Source organism: Nonomuraea typhae (assembly GCF_009760925.1).
Lineage (GTDB): Bacteria > Actinomycetota > Actinomycetes > Streptosporangiales > Streptosporangiaceae > Nonomuraea > Nonomuraea typhae.
The window spans coordinates 232,185-257,457 of sequence record NZ_VRLV01000003.1 but is presented as its reverse complement, the minus strand read 5'-3'; the positions used below and the strand labels follow the sequence as shown (position 1 = coordinate 257,457).

General features: G+C 72.8%; 14 protein-coding genes. 5 read left to right on the top strand and 9 right to left on the bottom strand.

The window, feature by feature from the left end:
* Nucleotide 1 precedes the first annotated feature (1 nt).
* From FVE25_RS13260 to FVE25_RS13245, 5 genes are all read right to left on the bottom strand, one after another.
* Nucleotides 2–667 carry a formate dehydrogenase accessory protein FdhE domain-containing protein gene (locus FVE25_RS13260; RefSeq protein ID WP_157246839.1) on the bottom strand — a complete coding sequence of 222 codons (666 nt, stop codon included), beginning with the start codon at nt 665–667 and terminating at the stop codon, nt 2–4.
* Complete coding sequence (gene fdnG / locus FVE25_RS13255) at nt 667–3,090, bottom strand: formate dehydrogenase-N subunit alpha (protein ID WP_281367848.1); 2,424 nt, start codon at nt 3,088–3,090, stop codon at nt 667–669. Before fdnG ends, FVE25_RS13260 begins: the two co-directional genes overlap by 1 nt.
* A 12-nt stretch (nt 3,091–3,102) precedes the next feature.
* Nucleotides 3,103–3,678, bottom strand: a complete 576-nt coding sequence (locus FVE25_RS54370; protein ID WP_219825478.1) for a molybdopterin-binding domain-containing protein — start codon at nt 3,676–3,678, stop codon at nt 3,103–3,105.
* Nucleotides 3,679–3,747: 69 nt separating this feature from the next.
* Nucleotides 3,748–4,248 carry an LLM class flavin-dependent oxidoreductase gene (locus FVE25_RS13250; protein WP_157246837.1) on the bottom strand — a complete coding sequence of 167 codons (501 nt, stop codon included), beginning with the start codon at nt 4,246–4,248 and terminating at the stop codon, nt 3,748–3,750.
* Nucleotides 4,245–5,999, bottom strand: coding sequence for a selenocysteine-specific translation elongation factor (locus FVE25_RS13245; RefSeq protein ID WP_157246836.1), 1,755 nt, complete (start codon nt 5,997–5,999; stop codon nt 4,245–4,247). The genes FVE25_RS13250 and FVE25_RS13245 overlap by 4 nt, the downstream gene beginning before the upstream one ends.
* 131 nt (nt 6,000–6,130) lie before the next feature.
* Here FVE25_RS13245 and FVE25_RS13240 point away from each other — a divergent pair, with 131 nt between their 5' ends.
* From FVE25_RS13240 to FVE25_RS13225, 4 genes are all read left to right on the top strand, one after another.
* Complete coding sequence (locus tag FVE25_RS13240) at nt 6,131–6,769, top strand: TetR/AcrR family transcriptional regulator (protein ID WP_157246835.1); 639 nt, start codon at nt 6,131–6,133, stop codon at nt 6,767–6,769.
* 4 nt (nt 6,770–6,773) lie between these two features.
* The gene (locus FVE25_RS13235) at nt 6,774–7,070 is read left to right on the top strand and encodes a DUF6204 family protein (RefSeq protein WP_157246834.1); all 297 of its coding nucleotides are present in this window, start codon (nt 6,774–6,776) and stop codon (nt 7,068–7,070) included.
* A gap of 189 nt (nt 7,071–7,259) precedes the next feature.
* Nucleotides 7,260–8,168 carry an NAD(P)H-binding protein gene (locus FVE25_RS13230; protein ID WP_219825477.1) on the top strand — a complete coding sequence of 303 codons (909 nt, stop codon included), beginning with the start codon at nt 7,260–7,262 and terminating at the stop codon, nt 8,166–8,168.
* The gene (locus tag FVE25_RS13225; RefSeq protein ID WP_157246833.1) at nt 8,165–9,004 is read left to right on the top strand and encodes an NAD(P)H-binding protein; all 840 of its coding nucleotides are present in this window, start codon (nt 8,165–8,167) and stop codon (nt 9,002–9,004) included. Before FVE25_RS13230 ends, FVE25_RS13225 begins: the two co-directional genes overlap by 4 nt.
* A gap of 69 nt (nt 9,005–9,073) precedes the next feature.
* Here the strand turns inward: FVE25_RS13225 and FVE25_RS13220 are convergent, their stop codons facing one another.
* From FVE25_RS13220 to FVE25_RS13205, 4 genes are all read right to left on the bottom strand, one after another.
* Nucleotides 9,074–10,513 (bottom strand): MFS transporter, encoded by a 1,440-nt coding sequence (locus FVE25_RS13220; RefSeq protein ID WP_157246832.1) that lies wholly within the window; start codon nt 10,511–10,513, stop codon nt 9,074–9,076.
* Between the two features lie 225 nt (nt 10,514–10,738).
* Nucleotides 10,739–11,920: a cytochrome P450 family protein gene (locus tag FVE25_RS13215; RefSeq protein ID WP_157246831.1), complete on the bottom strand. Its 1,182-nt coding sequence runs from the start codon at nt 11,918–11,920 to the stop codon at nt 10,739–10,741.
* Between the two features lie 69 nt (nt 11,921–11,989).
* Complete coding sequence (locus FVE25_RS13210; protein WP_157246830.1) at nt 11,990–17,641, bottom strand: RHS repeat-associated core domain-containing protein; 5,652 nt, start codon at nt 17,639–17,641, stop codon at nt 11,990–11,992.
* Complete coding sequence (locus FVE25_RS13205; protein ID WP_181019570.1) at nt 17,638–24,117, bottom strand: LamG domain-containing protein; 6,480 nt, start codon at nt 24,115–24,117, stop codon at nt 17,638–17,640. Before FVE25_RS13205 ends, FVE25_RS13210 begins: the two co-directional genes overlap by 4 nt.
* Nucleotides 24,118–24,277: 160 nt before the next feature.
* Between FVE25_RS13205 and FVE25_RS13200 the strand changes: the two genes are divergently transcribed.
* Nucleotides 24,278–25,273, top strand: a complete 996-nt coding sequence (locus FVE25_RS13200) for an ArsR/SmtB family transcription factor (protein ID WP_157246828.1) — start codon at nt 24,278–24,280, stop codon at nt 25,271–25,273.

Sequence of the window (25,273 nt, the reverse complement as noted above, 5' to 3'; positions counted from 1 at the left end):
CTCAGAACCCCATCAGGTTGGGCGTGATCTTCGTCAGTCCCCGCTCGGCCGCGTACAGGCCGAGAGGCAGCGCGGCCAGCTCGTCGACCTCGGGTACGGCGCGCGGGTCGCGGCCCAGATCGATGTCGATCAGGTACCGCCGGCAGTTCTCGCAGCCTTCCACACGGACGTGCGGGAAGAGGGTCGTCTCGTCCGGGGCGTGGCGGCCGACGCGGGGGCCCCGGCGGGCCTCGCCGTACACGACGCGCCGGGGATCCTCGCAGGAGGGACAGCCGCCGGCGGAGAAGCCCCAGCCGGCCGAGCAATCGGCGCACTGCAGCATGCGCCGGCCGCTGACCAGGGGATCCTCGCTCGCCGTACGGAAGCTGAGCTGAGGGAGGCCGCCGCAGCCCGGGCAGCGGGCGGAGGCGCCCTCCAGGACGGTCCCCGGCGGCCCGCGGCGCGCGGCCCTGGCGAGGTAGTCGCGGACGGCCGGGGGAGGGTCGGTCGCGAGGACGGCTCGCGCCAGAGGGGCGGGGCCGTGGGCCACCGTCGCACGGACCACGCCGGGCAGGCCGCCGCCCGCCTCCCACACCTCGGCCAGGGCGAGGTAGAGCGTGAGGACCTCCGCCGCGTGGGGATGGCGTTCCCGCAGCTCCTCGGCCCGCGCGCGGTGCCTGCCGTACATCAGATCTTCTCGATGTTCACGAGGAATGCCTTGTACTCGGGGGTGCGTGAGCTGGCGTCGCCGACGAACGGGGTGAGGGCGTTGGCCAGCCAGTGCTGGCCGGTGTTGATGCCGACGAAGCCCCAGTGAATCGGGATGCCGATCTGGTAGACCTTCCTGCCGTCGATGTCGAGGGCGCCGAGCCGCCCGGTCACGACCGCCCTGACCTCGAGCTTGCCGCGCTTGGAGGAGACCCTGACCCGGTCGCCGGTCACGATGCCCTTCTCCCTGGCCAGGCCCGCGGGCACCTCGACGAACGCCTCCGGCTGCAGCCTGACCAGGTGCTCGACGTTCTGGGTGACGTAGTGCTCGTGCTCGGTCAGCCGGTAGGAGGTGGCGACGTAGGGGTAGTCCGCCACGGTGCCGAAGCGGTTCTCCCTGCCGGCCGCCTTGTCGTAGAGGAAGGCGACGGGAGTCGTGGACTGGCCGGGGTGCAGCGGGTTGGCCACCGGCGATTCGATCGGCTCGTAGTGCTCGGGGAAGGGGCCGTCGGCCACGCTGTTGCTGAACAGCCTGCCCACCCCCTCGCCGGTCATGATGAACGGCAGCGGCGCGTCCTCGCCCGGCGCCGCGTCCTTCGGGTAGTCGGGCACGTCGCCCGTCCAGGCGCCGTTCTCCCACGCGATCCCCGGTCTCGACGGGTCCCACGGGCGTCCCGCCTCGTCGGCGGAGGCCCGGTTGTACAGCACGCGCCGGTTGAGCGGCCAGCTCCACGCCCAGCCGGGGTAGAAGCCCATGCCGGTCGGGTCGTTGCGCCCGGGGTCCTGGACGCCGTCGCGCCGCTTGGCGAGGTTGCCGGTCTCGGGATAGTGGCCGGTGTAGATCCAGTCGCCGGCGCTGGTGCTGCCGTCGTCCTTGAGGTCGGCGAACGTGGCCAGCCGCTTCCCCGTCGTGAGGTCCCGCCCGTTGATCTCCTGCGCGATCTCGTCCAGCTCCGGTTTGCGGGGATTCTTGTACGGCAGGCGCAGCTGAAGAATCGGATCCCGATACGTCCCGCCCTGGGTCTCGTAGAGGTCGCGCACTCGCAGGAACAGCTCCGACAGGATCCAGTGGTCATGGCGTGCCTCGCCCTCCGGCGGGATGACCTGGTCCTTCCACTGCACCCAGCGGCCGCTGTTGGTGAACGAGCCGTCCTTCTCGATCCAGTGGGTGGCGGGCAGCATGAACACCTCCGTCCGGATCGCCGCCGGATCCATGCCCGGCGCCCGCCAGAACTCCGAGCTGGTGGTGGTGAACGGGTCCATCACCAGCAGCCACTTGAGGTTCGACAGCGCCTTGAGCACCTGGTTGGAATCGGGGCCGATGCTGGTCGCCGTCATCCCGGACAGCATGACGCCCTGCATCTTCCCGCGCAGCGCCTGGTCGAAGATGGAGATCCAGGAGGCGTTGGCGGCCGGCTTGGGCAGGTGGTGGAAGGCGAACTGGTTGTCCTTCGTGGCGGCCTCGCCGTACCAGGACTTGAGCAGGCTGACCAGGAACCTGCCGTAGTTCTCCCCGAAGTAGTTGACCGACCTCGGATGGCTCTTCTTGGAGGCGCTCGCGGCCAGATAGGCGGCGAGGTCCTTCTGGCCCGGAGCCGGGATGCGCAGGTAGCCGGGCAGGATGTCCCATGAGATCGCGTGGTCGGTGTTGCCCTGGATGTTGGCGTGCCCGCGCTCGGCGTTCATGCCGCCGCCGGGGCGGCCCATGTTGCCCAGCAGCAGCTGGAGGATCGCGCCCGAGCGGATGAGCTGCACGCCGGTGGTGTGGTGGGTGAGGCCGACCGCGTAGACGATCGTCATCACCTTGTCGGGCCTGCCGGTCTCGCCCACGAGCTTCGCCACCTGCAGGAACTGCTCGCGCGGGATGCCGGTGACGCGGGCGACCAGGTCGGGGGTGTAGCGGCGGTAGTGCTCGCGCAGCAGGTTCAGGACCGAGCGGGGGTGGCCGGGGTCGATCCTGGCCTGCCCCTCGCCGTCGCTCTCGTAGGCCCAGGACGCGGTGTCGTACAGGCCGGTCTCGGCGTTGAAGCCGCTGAACAGCCCGTCCTGGAAGGCATAGCCCTCCTTGACCACGAAGCCCGCGTTGGTGGCCCACTTCACGTAGTCCTCGTGGTACAGCCGGTTCTCCAGCACATAGTTGATCAGGCCGCCGAAGTAGGCGACGTCCGTGCCGGTGCGGATCCGCAGATAGGTGTCGGCCACCGCCGAGGTCCTGGTGAAGCGCGGATCGGCATGAATGATCTTCGCGCCCCTGTCGAGCTTGGCGCGCATCAGCCATTTGAAGCCCACCGGGTGGGCCTCGGCCGGATTCGCGCCGTTGACCAGGATCAGGTCGGCGTGCCTGATGTCGCGCCAGTGGTTGGTCATGGCCCCTCGGCCGAACGTGGCGGCCAAACTGACCACCGTGGGGCCGTGTCAAACCCGGGCCTGTTGCTCCAGGTGCACCAGGCCGAGGCCGCGCATCAGCTTCGTGGCGAGATAGCCCTCCTCCGAGCTGAACGCGGCTCCGCCCGCGAAGGCGATGCCCTCGCAGCGGTTGACCACGTTGCCGTCGGCGTCCCGGGTGACGAAGGTGGCATCGCGCGCGGCCTTGATGTTCCTGGCCATCTTGTCCAGCGCGAACTCCCAGGACACCCGCTTCCACTCCGTCGCGCCGGGGGCGCGGTAGAGCGGGTGCGGCACCCGCCTGCGCGAGACGGCCAGCTCCAGCGCGGTCGCGCCCTTGGGGCACAGGGTGCCCTCGTTCACCGGGCTGTCGGGGTCGCCTTCGATCTGCAGGAGCTCGACGTGGCCGTCCGCCGCCTTTCTCGTGTACGCGAGGAGCGCGCAGCCCACCGCGCAGTAGGGGCACACGGAGTGGGAGATGGTGGCTCCCTCGATGCGCAGGCGCTGCTTCACTTCGATGGCCCCGGTGAGGTCGAAGCCCAGGACCGTGCCGCCGAGCGCACCCGCGGCGCCGATTCCCAGGAACTCCCGCCTGTTCACCTCCACGACCGAACTCCCCTCAGCCGCATGCTTGAAATTTCACCGTACGGCCGGTCAGGGAAGCGGTCAACGCGCCTAGCCCTGTGCGAGCTGGAGATCCTCGCGGCCGCCCGGATCGTCCGGGTTGCGCAGGAGGTCGAGCAGCCGGGGATCGGCGGGCACGAGCACCCCGTAGTCTCCGCGCTCGCCGCGTTCCCGGAGAAGCTCACGCCATGCCGTACGGCCCAGCGGCACCTCGGCCGGAACCCAGCGTCTCCCGTCCCCGTCCGCGTAGGCGCCCTCGCCCAGCCGCAGGACCGGGCCGTCGCCGCTGATCAGGGCCAGGCGGCCGCGGCTCACCCGGTCCAGGGTCGCCAGCGCCTGCGCCCGGCCGTCCGGCACCGCCGCGACGAGCCGCGCCCGGTAGGTGAGCGCGGCGAGCGCGGCTGCCAGGACGAGCGGGTCGAGCTCCGGCGCCGGCCCGTGGTCCAGCCAGAGCGCGTCCACTCCGGCGGCCTCGAACGCCGCCCCCTCGGCCAGCCACTCCCCGGGCTCGCCCGGCGGCGCCAGCACCACGCCCACCTGCACGTCCCTCATCGCGCCGCCCCTTCCTTCGCCAGCTCGGTGACCGTGCGCAGCCGGTCGTCCACCCGGCGGGTGAGGCCGGCCCGATCCAGGTGCTCCAGCAGCGGGATCACGACGCGACGGCTGGTGTCCAGCGCGATGCGCGCCTCACCCGCCGTGAACGGCTGCGCGAGCCCGGCCAGGGTCCTGGCCGCGCCGAGGTCCGCGCCGGGCAGCAGCACCACCCCGTCCGCGAGCCGCAGGAGCAGTCCCGCCCGGGCCGCGAGCGCCACCGCCCGCGCCGAAAGCCCCAGCTCGGCCAGCCGCGTGGTGTCCGGCGCATGGTACGGCGCGGCCGCCAGCTCCCGGCTCAGCGCCTCGACGGCCTTGACGATCGGCTCCGGCAGCCCGGTCCCGCCGATGCGCCCGTCGGACACGGCCAACGGCGGCCGCGCCCTGACCAGCGCCTCGACCAGCTCCCTGGCGGGCAGGCCCAGGGCGACGCGCGCGGCGTCGACCGGGATGCCGGGCTGGTCGGCCACCATCGCGGCGAGCTGCCCGGCCAGCGCGGACCACCGCAGGGGATCGACCGCCCAGTCACCGGCGCCCGGAGCCTCGAGCGTGCTCACCTCACACCCCATCGCCGCCAGCTCGGATCGGCGGGCCACGCCCCGCCAGCCCAGCACGGTGGCCGCGCCGGGCGCCGAGGACGCCACCGGGGCGAGCTCGGCCGCCCGCCGCCGCGCCGCGCCCCTGGCCCGCAGGACCGGCGGCCGGACGTCCAGGACGAGCACGCCGGTGATCGGCCGTCCCCCGCAGCGCAGCAGCGCCCGGTCGCCGATCCGGAGCGGCAGCGGACGCGACAGCGTCATCCTGACCAGGCGCGTCGCGGGGGCGGGCGCGCCGGGAGGGGGCGTGTCCAAGGGGCGCAGCCGTACCGGAACCGCGGCCGAGCCGATGTGCAGGACGGCCTCGCGCGGCGGGCGGGGGTCGGCCAGCCGCACGTCGATCACGTCGGTGGCCAGCCACGCGCCGGGGCTGAGCAACGTCGTCCCGCGCGCCACCCGATCACGCTCGACACCGCGCAGGTTGACCGCGACCCGTGCGGTGGCCGTCACCTCGCCGACCGGCTCGCCCAGGGACTGCAACGCCTTCACCCGGACCGGCTCGCCGTCCGCCAGCAGCGTGTCGCCGGTACGCAGCGTGCCCGCGGCCAGCGTCCCGGTGACCACCGTGCCCGCGCCCTTGACGGTGAACGCCCGATCGATCCAGAGCCGCACCGGCGCGGCGGGGTCGGGCGCGGGGAGGCCGGCGAGCAGCACGTCGAGCGAGCGCCGGAGCTCGTCCAGCCCTTCCCCGGTCTCGCCGCTGACGGTGACCACCGGCCACGGCACCCGCTCGCGGGCCTCGTCGAGGGCCAGCGCGGGATCCATCAGATCGGTGCGGGTGACCACCAGCAGCCCCCGGTCCACGCCGAGCGCCTCGATCGCCTCCCAGTGCTCCTGCGACTGCGCCTGCCATCCCTGGTCGGCGGCGAGCACGAACACGACGGCGGGCACCGGGCCCAGCCCGGCCAGCATGTTGGTGACGAAACGCTCGTGCCCCGGCACGTCCACGAAGGCCACCCGCCTGCCGGAGGGCAGGACGGTCCAGGCGAACCCCAGGTCGATGGTCATGCCACGGCGGCGTTCCTCGGCCCACCTGTCGGGCTCGATGCCGGTGAGCGCCCTGACCAGGGTGGACTTCCCGTGATCGACGTGGCCGGCGGTGGCGAGCACCTGCATGTCGGCACCACCCCTTCCGGCCCGGGTCTGTCCATCTTGGAGGTCTGCGCGCCAGGCGGCAAATGCGCGGACGCCGTCGGCCGCCCGGGCGAAACCTGCAATGGACTCCAAATTTGGAGTAGGCTCCACGTATGTCCGAGGGGTTGCGCGAGCGTAAGAAGCGGCAGAGCCGCCGGCGCATCTCCGATGTGGCCCTCGGCCTGTTCGTCGCCCGCGGCTTCGACAACGTCACGATCGCCGAGGTCGCCGCGGCCGCCGAGGTGTCGGTCAACACCGTCTACAACTACTTCCAGGCCAAAGAGGACCTCGTGCTGCCGCCGGAGGAGGCGTCCCCGCAACGGCTGGCCGGCATCGTGCGCGAGCGCCGCCCCGGCCAGTCGGCGGCCGAGGCGGTCCTGGCGCGGCTGCGGCAGGAGGTGCGCGGGCGTGAGCGCAGGCTCGGGCTGAGCGAGGGGTTCGGCCGCGTGCTGGAGATGATGCGGGCCGCGCCCACGCTGACCGCCCGGCTGGAGCGTCTCGCCCACCAGATGACCGCCGAACTGGCCGGGCACCTGGCTCAGGAGACCGGCGCCGCGTCCGGCGACCCGCTGCCGCGGGCCGTCGCCTGGCAGCTCGGCTGCCTGCACGCCATGGTCCTGTCGGAGGTCGGCAGGCGGACCACGGCCGGTGAGCGGCCGGACGTCATCGCCGCGCACGTGCTGGAGCTGATCGACGCCGCGGAGGAACTCATGGGAGAGCGTCTCCTCGGCTACGCCGTACGAGAGGAATGAGCAGGTGTTCAGGGTAACGATCAGAGGGAAGTTCCGCGGGCTCGGCGACGCCGGGAGGGCCGCCGTCCTGGCCGCGGCCGGCACCGTCTACACCGAGGCCGGGACCTTCACCCATGATCAGAGCGTGACGGCGTTCACCTTCCGCTGCCAGGTGCCGGCGGGGCCGGACGACGGCCAGGACGAGGCGGCGCTCGGCGCGATGGCCGCGCTGGAGGCGCACGGGCACCCGCACGAGATCCTGCAGCTCGCGGTGACCGACATGCGCGACATCAAGGTCCGCCGCCGGCGCCGCCCGGCCTGACCAGGCCGTCATCGGCCGCCCGCCGGCGCCCTTCTGCCGGTACGGCTCCGCGTCTGACCAGGTTGGACATTGTCCATATGCGGCGAAATCGCGAGCGGGCTACTCTCGCCGGGCAGGCGGAACCGCCGCGAACGCGGCTACGGGCGCGGCGGTTCCTTGGAGATCCGACAGGGATCCACAGGGAGTCTAATGACGACACTGGTGACCGGAGCAACCGGCAACATCGGCAGAAGGGTCGTGGCGGGGCTCGTCGGCGCGGGACAGCGCGTCCGGGCGATGAGCCGCGACCCCGAGAAGGCGGCGGCGAGGCTGCCGGCCGGCGTGGAGAGGGCCGGCGGGGATTTCGACCGGCCCGAGACGTGGGCGGACGCGCTGCGCGGCGTCCACCGGGTCTATCTGTTTCCCGGCGTCCATCTCGACGCGGCACAAGGGGAGGGGTTCATCGACCGGGCGGTCGAGGCGGGAGTGCGCAGGTTCGTGGTGCACTCCGCCGTCGCCGCCGGGTTCCCCCACCAGGGCGACCCGCGCGACCCCGGCCTGACGCCGCTCCAGCGGCACCTGGCCGACGAGCGCCAAGGCCATCGGGACATCGAGCTGGCGGTGGAGGCCACCGGCGCGGAGTGGACGCACGTCCGCCCGGGCCTGCTGGCGGCCGGTGCGCTGGAGTGGGCCGGGGAGATCCGCGCGACGGGCTCGGTGCGCGCCCCCTACCCCCGCGCCGCCCAGGCGCTGACGCACGAGGCCGACGTGGCGGAGGTGGCCGTGGCGGCCCTGCTCACCGACGACCACGTGGGCGCCACCCACACCATCACAGGACCGCACCCGGTCACCCAGCTCGACCAGGTCCGCGCCATCGGCGCCGCGACCGGACGCGCCGTCGGCTTCGTGGAACTCACCCCGGAGCAGGCGAGGCAGGAGTGGTACGACCCCGGGCAGGGCGTCGATCACGCGGTCCTCGACTGGCTGCTGGAACTCCTGGCGGCCAGCGCCGACGATCCGGCGCTGGTGCCGCCCACCGGCACGTTCGAGCGCATCACCGGCCGCCCGCCGCGCACCTTCGCCCAGTGGGCGTGCGACCACGCGGAGGACTTCCGATGACGACCGTACTGGTGACCGGCGCGACCGGCCGGGTAGGACGCGAGGTCGTCGCCGCGCTGCTGCGGGCAGGGGTGTCCGTGCGTGCGCTGACCCGCCGGCCCGGCGCCGCCGGGCTGCCCGATCAGGTGGAGGTCGTGGCCGGCGACCTGGAGCGGCCCGCCTCCGTGGCACGGGCGCTGGAGGGAGTGGAGCGGCTGTACCTGTTCCCCGTGCCGGATTCGGCCGAGGAGGTGGTGGCCATGGCGAAGCGGGCAGGGGTGCGCCGGATCGTCGTCCTTTCCGGCGCCCTGGCCGATGAGGACGCCGGCGGCGACACCGGCTACGCGCCGGTGGAAGCCGCGGTCCGGGCATCGGGGCTGGAATGGACGCTGGTACGGCCCGGCGAGTTCGCAGCCAACTGGCTCGACTACGCGCCCGACGTGCGGGCCCGGCGGCAGGTGCGGCGCCCCTTCGCCGAGGCCGTCAGCCGCCCGACCCACGAGGCCGACGTCGCCGCCGTGGCCGTGGCCGCGCTGCTCGAGGACGGGCACGCCGGATGTGCCTACACCTTCGCCGGGCCACAGGACCTGACGGTGGCCCAGCAGGTGCGGATCATCGGCGAGGCCATCGGTGAACCGGTCGAGCTGGTGGAGCTCACGCCTGAGCAGGCGCGCCAGGAGTGGTACGACCCCGGGCAGGGCGTCGATCACGCCGTCATCGACTGGCTGCTCGACCTGTACGGCTCCTCGACGGGCGGCAGCCCGGTGACCGGCGCCGGCGACTTCGAACGGGTCGTCGGCCGCCCGCCGCGCACCTTCGCCCAGTGGGCGTCCGACCACGCCGCGGACTTCCGCTGACGCCGCGCACAGCCCGGTGAGGGCGGCTGCGCCGTACTCACCGGGCTGTGTGACGCCGGGGGAGAGCGATCATTGACGGCGAGGGGCCCGCGCCCTGGGCACGACGGTGACGACGACGAGAACGGCGGCGGCCACCAGCGCGGCGCTGAGGATCATGCCGAGCGCGTATCCGTCGTTGAGGGTCTCGGGGGTGACGATCGGGCCGGTGCGCTGGTGGGCGGCGGTGCCGAGGACGGCCAGGCCGAGCGAGGCGCCGATCTGGCGGGAGCTGTTGAGCAGGCCGGAGGCGGTGCCGCTCTCGTGGGGCGCGAGGCCGGCGGTGGCGATGGAGACGCCCGGGCCGAGGCAGAGCCCGATGCCGGCGCCGGCGATGATCGAGGGCCCCAGGACGTCGGTGACGAACGTGCCGTCCGGGCTGATCAGGCCGAACCAGGCGAAGCCGATCGCGGCCAGCGGGCCGCCGATGACCAGCAGCGTCCGCGGCGCGAGCCGGTAGCCGAGTTTGACGGCCAGCACGGAGCCCGCGACCACGCCCACGGCCATCGGCAGGAACATGAGCCCGGCCGCCGCCGGTCCGGCGCCGAGCACGTTCTGGAGGTAGAGGGAGGCGAAGTAGAAGGACGCGGCCATGGCGGCGCCGATGAGCAGGGTGTAGGCGTTCGCGCCGGTGACCGAGCGGCTGGCGAACAGGCCGAGCCGGATCAGCGGTTCGCGGCCGGTGGTCCGCTCGACGTGGACGAAGGCGGCCAGCAGCGCGGCCGCGACGGCCAGGGTCGTCACCGTGACCGGCGAGGTCCACGGGTACTCCTCGGTCCGGACGATGCCGAACACCAGCAAGGTCATGCCCGCCGTGGCCAGGACGGCGCCGAGGACGTCCGGCCGGCCGCCGCGGGCCGCGGGCGGGTCGGCGGCGACACCCCGCCAGGCCAGGGCCAGCGCGCCGACGGCCATGGGCACGTTCACGAACATCACCCACCGCCAGCCCGCGTACTCGGTGAGCAGCCCGCCGATCAGGACGCCGAACGCGGCCCCGGCGGCGTTCGTCGCACTCCAGATCCCGAAGGCGCGGACGCGGGCGCGCCCCTCGGGGAACGTCGTGGCCAGCAGCGCCAGCGCGGCCGGGGCCAGGGCGGCGGCACCGATGCCCTGCGCGGCCCGGGCGGCGACCAGCTGGCCGGGCTCCAGGGCGAAGCCGCCGGCGAGCGAGGCCAGGCCGAACAAGCCGAGCCCGATCAGCAGCAGCCTTCTCCGGCCGTAGCGGTCGGCGGCCTTGCCGCCCAGCAGGAGCAGCCCGCCGAACGTGAGCGCGTAGGCGTGGATCACCCAGGTCAGCCCCACGGCGCCGAAGCCGAGACCGGCGGCGATCCGCGGGAGCCCGACGTTCACCACCGACAGGTCCAGCGACACCATGAACTGCACGACGGCCACCGCGGCCAGCGTCAGCCCCGGCCGCGCCGGCGCTCCGCCGGCCGTTTCTTCACGCTTACGGCTTCGCGTAGGTATGTGCATGACGGCAATGGTCGTCCGGCGGCCCGCTTCGCGGCATCGTGCAAGCGGAGTCATTTGCCGCTCACCCCGCGGAACGAACGGCCGCCCGCCCTACGACGCCGGGAGTACTCCCGCGACGTGTCGCGCCGCCGGGCCGAACGGAACGGCGAGGCCGTCCGGCCTCCTCATCCGGCTACGTCGCCGTCGGCGGATCGGGCACGGACCAGCGGAAGAGCCTTCCTTCCGCTAAACGCCCAGATCAATCCATAGGGCGCGTAGTCCCCGGATGCGATCGCTGGGCTCCCATTCCGGCACGTCCCGGGGTGCGCGGGAGAAGGCGGGGAAGCGGGCCAGCAGCTCGGTGAAGGCGATCTCGGCCTCCATCCGGGCCAGCGGTGCGCCCAGGCAGTAGTGGATGCCGTGGCCGAACGCCACGTGCCCGGCGGCGGGGCGCCTGATGTCGAGGGTGTCGGGGGAGGGGAAGCGGGCCGGATCGCGGTTGGCCGCCAGGAACGACACCTGGACGACCTCGCCGGCGGGGATCTCGACGCCGCCATAGGTGACCGGCACGGTCGTCACCCGCAGGCTCGCCTGGGTGACCGGGCCGTCGAAGCGGAGGAACTCCTCCACCGCGCCCGGGATCAGAGACGGGTCGGCGCGCAGCGCGGCGAGCTGGGCGGGATGGGTGAACAGCGCGTTCAGGCCGTTGCCGATCAGGTTGACGGTCGTCTCGTAGCCGGCGACGAGCAGCAGGAACGCGGTGGCGATGAGCTCGCGTTCGGTGAGGGCGTCGCCCTCGTCGCGGGCCTGGATCAGCGCCGAGAGCATGTCCTGGCCGGGGCCGGCGCGCTTGGCGGCGACCAGCTCCGACAGGAACGTGACCATGGAGGCGGACGCCGCCGCCCTGGCCTCGGCGGGGGAGTGGCCGATGAGGGTGCGGGTCCAGGACTGGAAGTCGCCGCGCTCGTCGTGGGCGATGCCGAGGATCTCGCAGATCACCGTGATCGGCAGGGGCGCGGCGAATCCGGCCATCAGGTCGACGACGCCTCCGTCCTGGGCGAGGTCGTCCAGAAGGTGCGCGGTGATCTCCTCGATGCGGGGGCGGAGCGCGTCGATCGCCTTGGGGGTGAACGCCGTGGCGGCCAGTCTGCGCAGCCGCGTGTGGTCGGGAGGGTCGGAGTTGATCATGTTCTGGACGAGCCACGGAGCGGTGATCAGCGGGCGGGAGCCGTACCGGGCGAGCACCTGCTCGACGTTCCCGCTCGCCTTGGACAGGGTGGGGTCGGCGAGCGCGGCGCGCACCTCGTGGTAGCCGGTGATCAGCCAGCCGGGGGTCCCGCCCGGTGTCCGGTCCATCCGGAGCACCGGGGACTTGCCGCGCCATGCGGCGTAGTGCGGGTGCGGATCGTCGTGGAACCCCTCGGCCATGCCGTAACCCCCTTGCGGTCGGGCGGTGCCCTGATGCTGACACACCCGCTCAGGTCAATCCAGGGCCGATCACCACGGGAGGTAGCCGGTGTCCCACTTCCCGCTGACGAAGGTGAGGCTGCCGAACGTGCCGCCGAAGCCCCAGCCGACCTTCGCCGTCAACGTGGTGGAGAGTTGCCCGGTCTTGTGCTCGATGCTCTCGTCGACCGCGAGGTCGAAGTCCCAGCCCTTGTGGACCTTGACTCCGGCGGCGAACTTCCGGAACTCGCCGATGGAGCCCTTCGGGCTGCCGGTGTTGACGCCGATGCCGGAGGACGTGCTGAAGCTCGGGTCGTCGCTGCTCGCGCTCTCGCTGGTGAGGCTGACCGACGCGCTGAACCGGAGTTCCCCGCCGATGGTCAGGCTCCCCTTGAGCTGCCCCGAGAGGCTCACTCCCTTCGCGTCGAACCGCACGCAGCCCTCCGCCGCCACGGCGAGGACCAGGCCGCCCGAGCCCTCGAGGCAGATGGAGCCCGATTTGATCGCTCCCTCGCTGAGCGTCTCGATGGCCTTCATGACGAGCTGCATCTTCTCCTTGCTCGCCCCCAGATATTCGCCGACCTTCTGCACCATCTCCCTGGTCCGCTGTTTGACGGCCTCGTTGCGCTTCTTGTTCTCCGCCGCGATGCGGCGCGCGGAGAGCTCGGCGTCGCTGATGCCGCTCCGGACCCGCGAGCATCTGCCGACCCCGTCCGGGCAGTTGGCGCGACCCACGTTGACCCAGCGGGTCAGCTTCTTGACCTGGTCGGGTGTGTAGAAGCCGTTGCGGACGTGGCCGGAGTCGGTCGGGTGGAACCCGCAGTCGCCCCTCCAGATGACGCAGTAGCCCGGCTGGTCGTCCGGGCGCAGGCCCGTCGGGTCGGACAGGGTGACGGGACTGTTGTTGGCGTAGGCGTAGGCGTTGAACTGCTGCGGCGTCGCCACATCCATGATCGGGTCCACGGAGAGGAACCTGCCGTAGGCGGGGTCGTACGGGCGGGCGCCGAGCGTGACCAGCCCGGCCGCGGCATCAATGGTCCCGCCGACGAAGCCCTTCTCGCCGGGGAACGAGCTCGCGGCTCCGCGGGGCGCGCCGAACGGGGTCTGGCGGCGTTCGGTCACCGCCAGCGTGGTCGCGTCGATGGCCATGCTGAGCGTGCCCTGGTGGTCGCCGGCCAGCCAGGTGAGCCCGGCGGTAGTGCGCGTGGCCACGGTCTGCTTGCCGTGGGTGTAGGAGCGGGTGGCGGTCGCCTGGCCGGTCCGGGGCAGGCGCACCTCCTGTCCCGGCAGGTAGAGGGTGATGCCGTCGGGGTCCTGGCGCAGCAGGCGCTCGCCGTCGGCGCCGTGGACGAACTCGGTGCTCCGGCCGTTCAGGGTGGCCTTGGCCAGGTTGCCCAGAGCATCCCAGTCCAGCGTCTGGGCGGGGCGGCCGACGGTGTTGCCGGCCTCGTCGTAGGCGAAGGACACGGAGGCGGGTGCTCCGGCGGGCGCCTGCGTGCTCACCGAGGTCAGGGTGTGGGACAACGGGCGGTAGCTGTAGGTGCGGGTGGTGTCGCCCGCGCTCGTGTGCTCGGTGTCGGTGGCGCGGTTGCCGGCCGCGTCGTAGGTGAACGACTGCCAGTACGGCGCGGCCCCGGACAGCCCGGCGGCCGAGGGGCCGGCGGCGCAGTCGTTGCCCGGCGTCCACGCCTCGGTGAGCCGGCGCAGTCCGTCGTAGCGGAAGCACTGGACGTCGGCGGGCAGGTCGCGGGGGGTGTTGGCGATCGAGGTGATGTTGCCCGCCGGGTCGTAGGCGTAGTTGACGTCGGAGCGCATCGGCTTCGGGAGCTCGGCGTCGACGATCGCCCGCTTGACCCTGCGGGTGTGGTCGTCGTAGTAGTACGACAGCCAGGTGCGCTTGCCGGTCTCGCCGAGCTGGATCCTGGCCGGCTCGCCGTAGGCGGTGTAGCGGGTGTCGGTGACGTAGTCGACGGTGGCGGTGCCGTCCAGACCGCCGTAGGTCGTCGTGGGACGGCCGGCGTCGTCGTAGCCGTGGACCACGACCTCGCCGGGCAGGCCGCCGACCGCGGGGAAGGCGGTGCTCTTCAGGCTGCCGTCCACGTTGTACTTCTGCCGGGTGACGTACGTGCCGGCCAGCGCCTCGGCCCGGGGCGACTCGGGGATGACGTACGTCAGGCCGGTGCTCTGGTAGCGCTCGTTGTAGCCGAGGACGGCGGTGGTGTAGGCGTGGCCGTCCAGGTAGCGGGTGCTGGTGGCCGGTTGGCCCTTGCCGTACGGGACGGTGTCGTAGCTCCAGCGCGCCGTGACGGGGCCGGTCGCCGAGCCGGTGTGGAGCGCGGTCCTGCGGCCGAGGGCGTCGTAGTCGTAGGCGAGGACGCCGCCGCGCGCGTCGGTGATCGTGGCCACGCGCCCGGCGCGGTCGTGGGTCATCGTGGTGACGCCCTTGTCCGGATGTTCCTGGCGGACGAGGCTGCCGCGCAGGTCGTAGCCGAGCCGCCAGGTGGCGCCGGCGGCGTTCTTGACGGTGGTCAGCCGGCCGGCCGGGTCGTAGGCGTAGGTGGCGGTGTCGGTCTCGGTGGCGCTCTTGTGCTGGCGCAGCTCGACGGTCTGCCCGCGGGCGTCCTCGACGTAGGTGGCGGGGGTGCCCCCGCGGGGCGGGGTGAGGTGGGTGCGGTCGCCGCCGTAGGACATGGTGGTGCGCCACAGCTCGTGCGCGCCCCCCATGACGATCTCGGCGACGGGACGGCCCACGCCGTCGAACTGGGTGCGGGTCAGGGAGGCCACCTCGGTGTCGGCGGCCACCCACAGCTTGCCGTCCACCTCGCCGTTGTTGAAGTAGGGCTTGGTGACCTTGTAGATGCGGCCCTGGGAGTCGTAGCGGGTGTCGGTGAGCACCCGTCCGCCACCGGGCGCCGGGGCCTGGATCTGGCGCTCGCGCAGGAGCCCGTCGTAGATCGTGTTGCTGGTGGTGTAGTTGCCCTCGGGGCCCAGGGTGGCGGTGGTGACGACCATGCCGGACTTCTTGTCCACGGTGTAGGCGAGGCGGTGGTTGCCCTGCTCGTTCTCCTGGCGGTACCTGCCCGGCAGCCAGACCTCGACGGCGCGGGAGAGCGCGTCGTAGGCGGTCTCGGAGACGTTGCCGTTCTGGTCGACGACCTTGAGGGGGAGGCCGGTGGCCGGTTCGAGGGTGGTGGTCGTGACGTGGCTGAGGGCGTTGGTGACGGCGATCTGGGTGGTCGGACCGCCGGCGTCCTGCGTGTAGGCGGTGCCGGTGGTGCTCCCGGCGGCGTCGGTGACCGCGGTGGGCCGCCCGCGCTCGTCGAAGGTGGTCGTGGCGGTCGTGGTGTAGACGGGGCCGGAGGCGGGGTGGCTCTGCAGCGTCTCCGTCTTGGTGGCGTCGCCGCGCACCGGCGGGGCGCCGTGGTCCTGGCCGTCGTAGGACGTCCGCTCGTCGGCCAGCGCGTCCGCGGGGAAGGACGGCGTCTTGGCGCAGCCGGTGCTCACCGTCTGGGTGCGGGAGGGGAGGGCGAGCAGCCACGCCGCCTCGTTGCGGACATACGTGACCCGCGTGCACCGGTCGTCGTCGTCCTTGGCCGTGTCGCCCTCGTCGCCGGTCGTGACGAGCAGCCCCCGGTCGTCGTAGGCACGGGTGACGCGGGTCGTGCGGCGCCCGCCCGCGGCCAGCGTCGTGTACGAGGTGGTGGCGCCCGGCCGCACGATGTACGCCTTGTACTCGCCGCGCTGCGCCGTGGGCCCCTGGGCCGACGGGACGGTGATCTCCTTGGAGACGACGGTGTCGGTGTCGCCGTCGTAGGTGATGTTCTCGAAGCGGAAACCCTGCAGCCACTCCGAGTCGTCCCGCTTGACTCCCTCGGAGTCCTCGGCCTGGCCGCCCATCCCGCGGAAGTAGCGTTCCTCGCTCTTGGTGAGGGGCCCGGCCGGGTCGCCGGGCTTGCCGGCGCGGATCTGGGTGCGGGCGAAGCCGCGGAACTCGTTCCAGGTGCGCTTGTCGGGCGGGGTGAACTCCGACCGGTCCAGGTGCCAGGCGGCGCCGCCGAGGTAGGAGTACCTGGTGACCTGCTCGGTGCTGCTGCTCAGCCAGTCGGACTGGGTGATGGCGGCGACGACGTACTTGTGGAAGTAGTCGGTGCGCTCGGCGTGCTTCGGCGGCGCCCATCGCACGGGGAAGCAGCGCAGCGTGTTGGTCTGCGGGGAGGCGGGCATCGAGGCGCCGTCGCCGCAGTCGGGCTCGGCGTAGGTGACGGAGGTGACGCCGCCGGTCTCCGAGACGATGCCGGTGATGCGGTAGCGCAGCAGCGGGGCCACGCCGCCGCCCGCCGACACCCGGTTGGGCATCTTCGTGCCCTCGAACGTGACCGGGGGCAGCGACTGGTTTCCGCCCGCGTGGCCGGTGTGGGTGATGCTCTTCAGCCACAGCGCCGGGCTCTCGCCGTCGCCGGTCTTGGGGAACTGATGGTCCAGCGTCCAGGAGTCCACGTCGGTGAAGGCCGCGCCCCGCCGTACCTGTGTCGTGATCTTCGCGAGGCGCTTGGTGGTCCAGAACGACGGCGAGTAGCGGTCCTTGCACGTCGGGGTGTCGCACTTCTCCGCCCACGGCACGTCGGGCCAGTTCTGCGGCATCGCCGGGGTGCACACCGAGCCGGGCACGCACCGGTCGGCCGTGGTGAACTCCACCCTGGCCGCGGGCTGCGCGCCGGGGGTGTCGCGCAGGCCGTACTCGATGCGCTTGAGCCAGCCGCCGCGCGTGTACGGCACGGCGGCGTCCTTGGCGTTGAAGGCGTAGGAGTTCGACTCGGTCTCGTAGGTGTAGTACGTGAGGTTGCCGTGCCGGTCGACGACCTTGTCCAGGTTCCAGCGCCACGCCTGGACGCACGAGGAGGCGGCGAACGTGGCGGCGTGGCAGGGCTCGCCCGCGTCGTCGCCGAAGACGGGGACCGTCCAGGTGGAGCCGGAGCCGGGGCGCGAGCCGAAGAAGTACTGGGTGCCGTCCGGGGTGGTGACCTTCCAGTACTCCTTGTCGGCGTCGCCGTTGTCGGCTCCCCTGAGGCGCTCGATGCGCGAGCCGTCGTCGCTCGTGGCCCGCCACTTGTCGCCCTGCGCCTCCTTCAGCAGCATGCCGCCGCCGCCCGGATAGGTGGCGAAGGCGTTGTCGCTGCGCCAGCACAGGTCGCCGACGACGGGCGGCACGGTGCCGCCCTCCTTGTCGGCCAGGCAGGCGCCGTAGGTGCGCTCGACGAAGCCGGCACCGAGGCTCCATCCGTCGCCCGCCCACGACGCCTGGTTGTTGGTGGCGCTGGTCCGGCCGTCCACCGAGGAGGAGGAGTAGCCGAGCGCCAGAGAGGGGGCCGCGCCGCCGGGCGCGGGCGGCACGCGCAGGGGATAGGACCAGCTGAAGTCGCCGGTGTGCCCGGCCACCTGCCAGGTGGCCGAGGGCTGCAGCGGCGTCTCGTACGACGTGCCGCCGCCTTGGGCGGGCTGGCCCTGGGCCGGCTGGTTGCCGCTCAGCGCCTCGGCGCCGGCCTGGTCCTGGGCCCGCGGCGGCAGGGGAGCCTGCGGGGCGACGGGGGTCGACTCGGTGCCGGGGAGCGGTACCGAGGGGCCGCCCGCGGCGGCGGCGACGGCGGGGGCCTGCACGAGCCCCAGTATCAGCAGGACTGCCGCGACCAGGCGTAACGCCGTCATGAGGTGGCCTCCGCGATCGTGGTGGGAACGTGGCCGAGCGAGCGCTCGAAGGGATAGCCGCCGCAGTCGCCGATGTTGACGAAGCTGCCGCCGTTGAAGGTGCAGCGCACGAGCTCGTGGCTGGGGCGCCCCTGAGGTGGCTGGGTCCAGGACTTGCCGAGCCAGGACAGCACCGTCTTGCCCTCGCAGTTCTGGTCGGTGGAGACGAACTGGCGGCTGCCGTCCCCGCAGCTCATCAGCGTCTGGGTGCCCGGCTCATGGGTGAGGGCGAGGTAGCCCTGGGGCCCGTCGCTCTTGTGCCCGGGCGGGGGCCCGTCGATCAGGCTGCGGTGGTGGTAGCCGGGCAGGTTGTAGCGGGCCAGCACCGCGTAGGCGGTCGTGTAGCCGAGCAGCTTGTCCGTGCGCACGCCCTCGCACTGGGCGTCCCTGGACTCGAAGCGTTCCGTGGCGGAGGCGCACCGGTAGATCGGGATGGCCGGCGGCCCGCCGGTCTGCGCGGTGCGGACCAGGCCGATCTCGCCGAGCTTCGCGCCGCCCTCGCAGCCGGCCTCGGCCGAGGTGAACAGGTCTCCGTCCTTCTCGCAGGAGTAGAGCATCGTGGTGCCGGGCCCCGGTACGGCGGGCAGGCCGAGCACGCCCTCGAAGTGGTAGCCGGGCCGGATCTCCGCCCCGGTCGGCGCCGTGTAGTGCTCGCCGGCGGCGTTGACGAAGCGGCCGAGCTGGCCGGGCTGCGGCTTGGGGTAACCTCCGCGGACCGCGATGTCGGGCTCGGCCAGGGCGCCGAAGCCGATCCTGAGGTCGTCGATCAGGCCGGGGAAGTAGCCGGCCGGCTGCCCGTCGGCCAGGTCCCTGCCGACGTTCAGCTCGCCGGACGGCGCCCAGAGCGTCACGCCGTCCCTGGATCCGGAGAACTCGCCGTTCACGTAGAGGCGCAGCTGCCGGGCGGGGAAGTCGTAGACGCCCATGAGGTGCGTCCACTGGTCCGCCCTGGGCGCGGTGCGCGAGCGCGCGTGGACGGCCGCGGCGCCGTCGGCGTCCTCCTGCGCCCCGCCGAACACCCACCGGTTGAGGCCGGGCCGGTACTGCAGCGCGAAGGCGGACATCCGGCGGCCGCCCTGGCTGACCACGGTGGCGACCTGGTCGGTGCGCGCGAGCTTGACCCAGGCGGAGATCCCGAAGCTGCCCCGCGCCGAGACCGAGCTGGTCGCCGCCACGGCCGCGTCGTTCACGCCGTCCAGCTTGAGCGCCTGCCCCTGGACGCCGGGGGCGAACCCGGCCCCGCCGGTGGCCGTCAGGTGCTGGCCGCGCCAGGAGGTGTCGCGGGTGGTGCCGTCGTCGAAGCGGTAGAACTCGAACTCCATCGGCTCGATGTCGTCGTAGACCTTCCCGGCCTCGCCGTCGCTGAGGGCCTTGCCGTACACGCGGACGTCGTCGACGTACTTGGGGAAGAAGGCGGACGGCGCGCCGTTCCACTTGGCCCGCCCGACGGTCAGCGGGCCGGGGGCGTTCTGCACGGTCACGTTCGTCTGCGCGCCGCTGAGCAGGCCGTTGACGTAGAGCCGCAGTTGCCGGCGGGCCGCGTCGTAGGAGAGCACGAGGTGCGTCCAGTCGTCGGTGGCGGCGGGCGCGGCCGAGTAGACGAGCGTGGACTGCGGGTTGTCGGTGTCGCCGTCCGGTACGGCTGCCGCCCACCTGCCCTTCCCCGCGTCGTACATGAGCATGAACGTGCTCACCCGGTTGCCGTCCTGGCCGATCACGACCCGGTTGGCGGTGCCGGGACCGCTGAGGTGGGCCCAGGCGGCCACGGAGAAACTGCGGCCGGTGTCCACCACGGGCCCGGCCGTCTCGGCGTAGGCGGCGTTCCCGTCGAGGGCCACGGCGTGGCCGTAGCGCCCCCAGTGCCAGGTGGCGCCGCCCTTCAGCGTCAGCGGCAGGTTGCGCCCGCCCGCGTCGGCCGCAGCCGGGCCGGATCCCTCGTCGAACTTCCAGGCGCCGAGGTCGGCGCGGGGCAGCGTGGCGGCGCCGGCCTGGGCGGGGTAGGAGCCGTAGAGGCCGAACACGCGCTCCTTCGACAGCGCCCCCGCGTACAACCGCACGTCGTCGACCTTGCCGCGCCAGTACTCATCCGCCTTGCCGCGCCCGATCCGCAGGGCGCCGTTCGCGTGCCACTGGGTGTTCTGGGTCCCGTCGCCGACGCGGACGCCGTCGACGTAGAGCCAGATCTTCTTCACCTCGGGCTGGTAGACGCCGGTCAGGTGCACCCAGTCGGTGAGCTCGCCCGGCTTGCCGGAGACGGCGGCCTTGGTGACCGTCCCGCCGGCGGCGTCCGATTCGGTCATCTCGAAAGTCCAGGTGCCCTCCAGGTTGTCGCCGCGGTCGCGGACGTGGCCGAGCCGGAACTTGCTGGCCTGGTCGCCGTCGAGGCTGACCGCGTCCACCTTGCAGCGCACGCGCACGGTCAGGTCGCAGTCGCTGCCGGTCAGGTTCACCCATGCGGAGACGGTGAACGCCTGGTCGGTACGCAGGTCGACGCCCTCGGCGGAGACGTGGTCCCCGGCGCCGTCGAGCGCGATCGCGTTGCCCGACCGGCCGGGCACGAAGCGGGCGTCGCCGGCGAGCGTGGCCGTCCTGGCGCCCGTGGAGTCCGCCGCCCCCGTGCCGCTCGGCTCGTCGAGGGTCCAGTTGTGCACCAGGGCGAGGTCCCGGCCGGCCATCGTGCTGATCTCGCCGTCGAACAGCACCCGGTTGTAGACGGCGACGTCGTCGACCGCGCCGGCGAAGAAGTCGACCTCGGCGCCCTCCCACAGGGAGCGGCCGATCGTCATCGAACCGGAGGGGTTGTTCCACGTCTGGTGTCGCGGTTCGGTCCCCGCGGGCTTGCCGTTGACGAACAGCGACATGCGCCGGGCGCCCGCGTCGTACATGGCCACCAGATGAGTCCAGACCCCCGATTGGATCTTGGGCCCGGTGACCCGGCGGCCGTCCCCGCCGCCGTCGCCGTTCCACAGGGTGAAGGCCCAGTTGCCGGTGGGGGTGGCCTGGAGCTGGAAGACGGCCGAGCGCGCGCCGTCCTGGGAGATCACCGCCGGGTGCTGGCCGAAGGCCGGGTACCCGTCGAGCCTGGCCCAGGCGGCGACGGCGAAGCTCTGCGTCGTGTCCACGACGGAGCCGGCCCGCAGGTGGCCGCCGCTCTTTCCGTCGAGCCGCAGCGCCAGGTCGTCCGGGTCGGGCTTGGCGCTCTGCCCGGCCGTCCACGCGGCGCCGCCCCTCAGCTCGCCCTCGCGCGCGGGGACGGACTCGTCCTTGGCGCTGCCGTCGAGCTTCCAGTAGGCCGAGGTCACGTTGGCCTGGCCGACGATTCCCTGGATCTCCTCCGAGGCCAGCGCCCGGCTGTAGGTGCGCAGGTCGTCGATCCAGCCGGGCCAGTAGCCGCCGATGGCGGTGTTCCACTTGTGCCGCCCGACCAGCATCGCGCCGGTGGCGTCGAAGCCGGAGGGCCGGGCCGCGCTGCCCGCGAGCCGCCCGTTGACGTAGAGCCTGAGCTGCCTGGCCGGCGCGTCGTAGACCGCGGCCAGGTGCGTCGGCGCGCCCACCTGCGCGGGCTCCGAGCTGCGCGCGTACACGTCGCCGTCGTGCCGCGGCGCGTCCTCGCCCGGCGTGAAGAACTCCCACGAGCCCCGGGTCTCGCTCTCCCTGCGATAGCCGAGCATGAACCCGCTGTTGACCTGCCCGTCCTGGGAGACGACCGTCGCGGTGTGCTCGACCGGCGGCGCCTGGTCCAGGTAGACCCACGCCGCGGCGGAGAAGCTCTGGTCGGTCGCGACCACCGGCCCGGACGTGGACACCTGCCCGCTCCTGCCGTCCAGCCGGAGCGAGCCGCCCGAGGCGCCCGTGCCGATGAAGGAGGCGCCCTGGGAGAGCACGCCGTGCTGGCCGCCCTGGACCTCGTTGACCGCCGTCGTGCCGGTGCGGTCGTCGAACTTCCAGTGCCCCGTCTGCACGTTGTCGGCGCCGACCGCGGCCTTCACCTCCGCCTCGGCCAGCGCCCGGTCGTAGACGCGGACCTCGTCGACGGCGCCGGACCACGGCTCGGGGCCGCCCGCCCGCACCGGACCGGCCACGTTGGACGGCGCCGCCGTACGGGCGAGAGAGCCGGAGCGCACGCCGTTCACGTACAACGTCATCGTGTTCTGCCGCGGTTCGTAGACGGCCGCCAGATGCGTCCACGTCCCGAGCTTGGCCGTCGTGGCCGAGGCGACGGTGTCGGCGCCCATGGTGAAGGCCCACCGTCCGCCGTCGGCCGGGCGGAAGCCGAGGTCGAAGCCGTTCTCCTGGCTCACCGCCGAGCGCGCCCTGCCCGCCTCGTCCGCCTTGACCCAGGCCGAGGCGGAGAAGGCGACGTCGGTCCTGACCGTGTGCGGGGCGCTGAAGTGGGCGCCGGAGCCGTCGAGCCGCAGCGCCGAGCCCACCGCGCCGGCCACGTAGCCGGCGCTGCCGTGCAGGGTGCCGTCGCGGTCGCCGAGGAAGGCGCTGTCCGCGGGCGAGCCGTCCATGCGCCAGTGCGCCAGGGGGCCGTTGCCGCCGCGCACGTAGAAGCGGTAGTTGGTAATCGGGCTGCGGTGGCCGGCCCGGTCCACGCTCTGCACGGCCAGCGTCTGCGGTCCGTCACCCGGCGGCGTGGCGGTCACGCTCGCCTTCCCGCCGAGCGCGTCGGCGTCCACCTTGACGTACGGCGCGCGATTCCAGTTGTAGAGGTAGTGGTCGACGTCGGGCACCCCGGCGGCGGTGAAGGTGAACGTGCCGGGCACGTCGACTCCGCCGTGCCAGCGGTTGTCGCCGGGATACTCCGGGCTGGAGACGGCGGGCGCCGTGGTGATGCCGGTCCGGTCCACGACGAAGCCGCCGGGCCCCCAGGCCCAAGGCCCGCCGTCGTTGCCGTCGGCGGCCCACGCGGTCCAGTCGACCGTCTTGCCGTCGCGGCCGGTGAGATCGAGATCGGTGCTGAACATGGCGCCGGAGCTCTGGGTCGGCCCCCAGTCGCGGTTCTCCCGCTCGCCCGAGGTGTAGATGTCCCAGATCGGGCGGACCTGGTCGCCGTCCGGGTCGGACAGCCGGGTGAGCAGCCGGATCCGCTCGTCGCCCACCCACGCCCGGCCCTCACACCAGCGGCAGGCCGCCGGCAGCGGCGGGTCGGTGCCCATGTCGTAGGGCGCGTTGGGCCTGGTGTTGTACTTGATGATCAGCCTGGCCGTCTCGGTCGCGTACTTGCGCCACGACAGGCCGTCGCCCTCGTTCTCCGCCTTGAGGAAGTAGGTGGAGATCCCACCGGCGCGGATGTTGCCGCCCACGCCGAAGCCCACGCCCTTCCAGCCCGAGCAGCTGCCGTAGACGGTGTCGACGGGCTTGGTGTCCAGAAGGGCGCCCTGCGGGGCGTTGCTCCAGTTCGTGCCCGGGCCGATCTGGCCGGTGGCGATGAACAACTGGTGCCGGGCGGTGTGCGGGCACGTGGGGCCGTACTTCACGCTGATGTTGAACCAGGCGCCGAGGATCTGCTTGCCCGCAAGGGCGCCGGTGTCGAACTGGAAGTACGTGCGGACCGCGCCGATCCCGTTGCACTGCGGCGACGGATAGCACTGGCCCACCTTCGCGTCGCCGCCGTCCTGGCCGCCCAGCCAGGCCGTGGTGCCCGGCTTGCCGGAGAACACCTTGCCCCAGCCCGCCGACGCGCTCGACTCCCAGTCCGGGTCGATCACCACCGGGTAGCGGGTGGCCGGGTCGGTGAGCATCGCCCGGTCGGGCGTGACGACGATCGCGCCGTCCTCGACCGCGGTCCGCGCCACCGCGCGCCGGGCCGCCCCGTCCGGCTCGTGCAGCGCCGACGGCGCCGCCTGTCCCGCCGCGTCCCACATGGCGGAGGCGGGCGCGCTGAACACCGTCTTGCCCGCAGCGTCGAGCGCGAGCAACCCGCCGTCCTTGCCCGGCTTCAGCCGCACCCCCGTGGTCGTCACCGCGTAGCGGACGCTCTTCAGGGCACGGGCCGCCTCGGCGTTCTTGACCACCAGGTGCTGGACATAGCCGCCGGCATCGGCGCGGATGCGCAGGTCGACGCCGGGCAGCACCTCGGCGTACGTCGCCACGGGCCCGGCCAGGCTCGGCTCCGGCAGCGGGCCCGGCCAGCTCAGCGCGAGCGCCTTGCCGTCCTCCTCCAGCCGGGCCAGCGGGGCCTTCTCCCCGCCGCCGGACAACGCCAGGCCGACGGCCGCCGTCTTCGGGCGCACCAGGCCGTCGGCATGCCGTACCAGCGTGGTGTCGACGCCCTTCCAGCCGCCCGCGTCCTTGACGCGGACGGGGACCGCGCTCAGCGTCGCGGTCATCGTGCCGTCTGGCTGCTCGTGGACGATGCTCGTCTCGGTGGTGAGTGACTCGACCGGTCTCGGCTCTTTGGGAGGTACGGCTTGCGCCTCGGGAACCGGCACAAGTGCCGCTACGAGGGCTAAGGCCACCATGAGGACACAACGGCATAACCAGGGATGCATGCGATCAAGCTAGGTGGTGGCGTCCGGCCCGTTCGAGATCATTCACGCTGGCCTTAAAGACGCACTACAGTGGCACTTGATGCGTATCAGGCGTTATCTCTTGAGTGTCGAAGATCTGGCCAAAGTCCGGCTGATCACCTCACTGGGGCCGCTCGCGGAAACGACGTTCGCGCTCCAGACGTTGCAGCGCACCGCGCACCCCGCCCTGTTCGGGGCATGGCGCAAGAAGGCCCGCCACCGCATCCCTCCCCACGCCGCGGCGATCAGCCGGTTCGTGGCCCCGCCCGACGGCGTCGTCATGGACCTGCCCACGATGTTCGGCACACATTCCGAGGTCGACGAGGCGCTGGATCGGCTGCGCGGCTTACCCCACTGGATGCTGCACGCCGAGATCGACTACCTCGCGGGCACCCGGCCCATGCCCGGACCCCTCGGCCACCTGGCCTTCGGCGACGGCCCCGGGCGCGAAACGCTGCTCCAGGCGGTGCGCACCGGCTTCGCCGCCGTCCTGGAGCCCTACTGGCAGCGGGTGCGGGCGCACCTGGAGACGCAGACCCTCCTCGCCTCGCGCCTCCTGGCCACCCGCGGCCTCGAGGGGATCCTGACCTCCCACCCCTCCCTCATCTGGCAGCCGCCCGTGCTGGAGATGCGCAGAAACCAGGCCCCCAGAGACCCCTACCGGCAGGTCAACGTCCAGGAATACCGCCTGGAGGGGCGCGGGCTGAGCATCGCGTTCTCCATGTTCCTGCACCGGCCGACCATCCTGCATCCCGAGGACGTGCTCAGCCCCTTCATCCTCGTCCTTCCCGCCCACCCCGACCTGCGGGCCGGCCTGGACATGTGGAGCAGCGGCGAGCAGACCACCGGGCAACGCCTGGCCGCGCTGCTCGGCCGTACCCGTGCCGCCGTCCTGGAGGCGGCCGCCGACGGCCGCACCACCAGCGAGATCGCCCGCCACCTGGGCATCACCGCGGCGGGCGCCAGCCAGCACACCACCGTGCTGCGCGAGGCGGGCCTGATCACCACGCTGCGGCACCGCAACACCGTGATCCACACCCTCACGCCGCTCGGCGTCACCCTCCTCAACGGCGGCTAG

What these genes read in the sequence shown, in the direction of transcription:
- FVE25_RS13260 (WP_157246839.1), bottom strand. Translation starts at nt 667, where the DNA reads ATGTACGGCAGGCACCGCGCGCGGGCCGAGGAGCTGCGGGAACGCCAT.
- FVE25_RS13250 (WP_157246837.1), bottom strand. Translation starts at nt 4,248, where the DNA reads ATGAGGGACGTGCAGGTGGGCGTGGTGCTGGCGCCGCCGGGCGAGCCC.
- FVE25_RS13245 (WP_157246836.1), bottom strand. Translation starts at nt 5,999, where the DNA reads ATGCAGGTGCTCGCCACCGCCGGCCACGTCGATCACGGGAAGTCCACC.
- FVE25_RS13240 (WP_157246835.1), top strand. Translation starts at nt 6,131, where the DNA reads ATGTCCGAGGGGTTGCGCGAGCGTAAGAAGCGGCAGAGCCGCCGGCGC.
- FVE25_RS13230 (WP_219825477.1), top strand. Translation starts at nt 7,260, where the DNA reads ATGACGACACTGGTGACCGGAGCAACCGGCAACATCGGCAGAAGGGTC.
- FVE25_RS13225 (WP_157246833.1), top strand. Translation starts at nt 8,165, where the DNA reads ATGACGACCGTACTGGTGACCGGCGCGACCGGCCGGGTAGGACGCGAG.
- FVE25_RS13220 (WP_157246832.1), bottom strand. Translation starts at nt 10,513, where the DNA reads ATGCACATACCTACGCGAAGCCGTAAGCGTGAAGAAACGGCCGGCGGA.
- FVE25_RS13215 (WP_157246831.1), bottom strand. Translation starts at nt 11,920, where the DNA reads ATGGCCGAGGGGTTCCACGACGATCCGCACCCGCACTACGCCGCATGG.
- FVE25_RS13210 (WP_157246830.1), bottom strand. Translation starts at nt 17,641, where the DNA reads ATGACGGCGTTACGCCTGGTCGCGGCAGTCCTGCTGATACTGGGGCTC.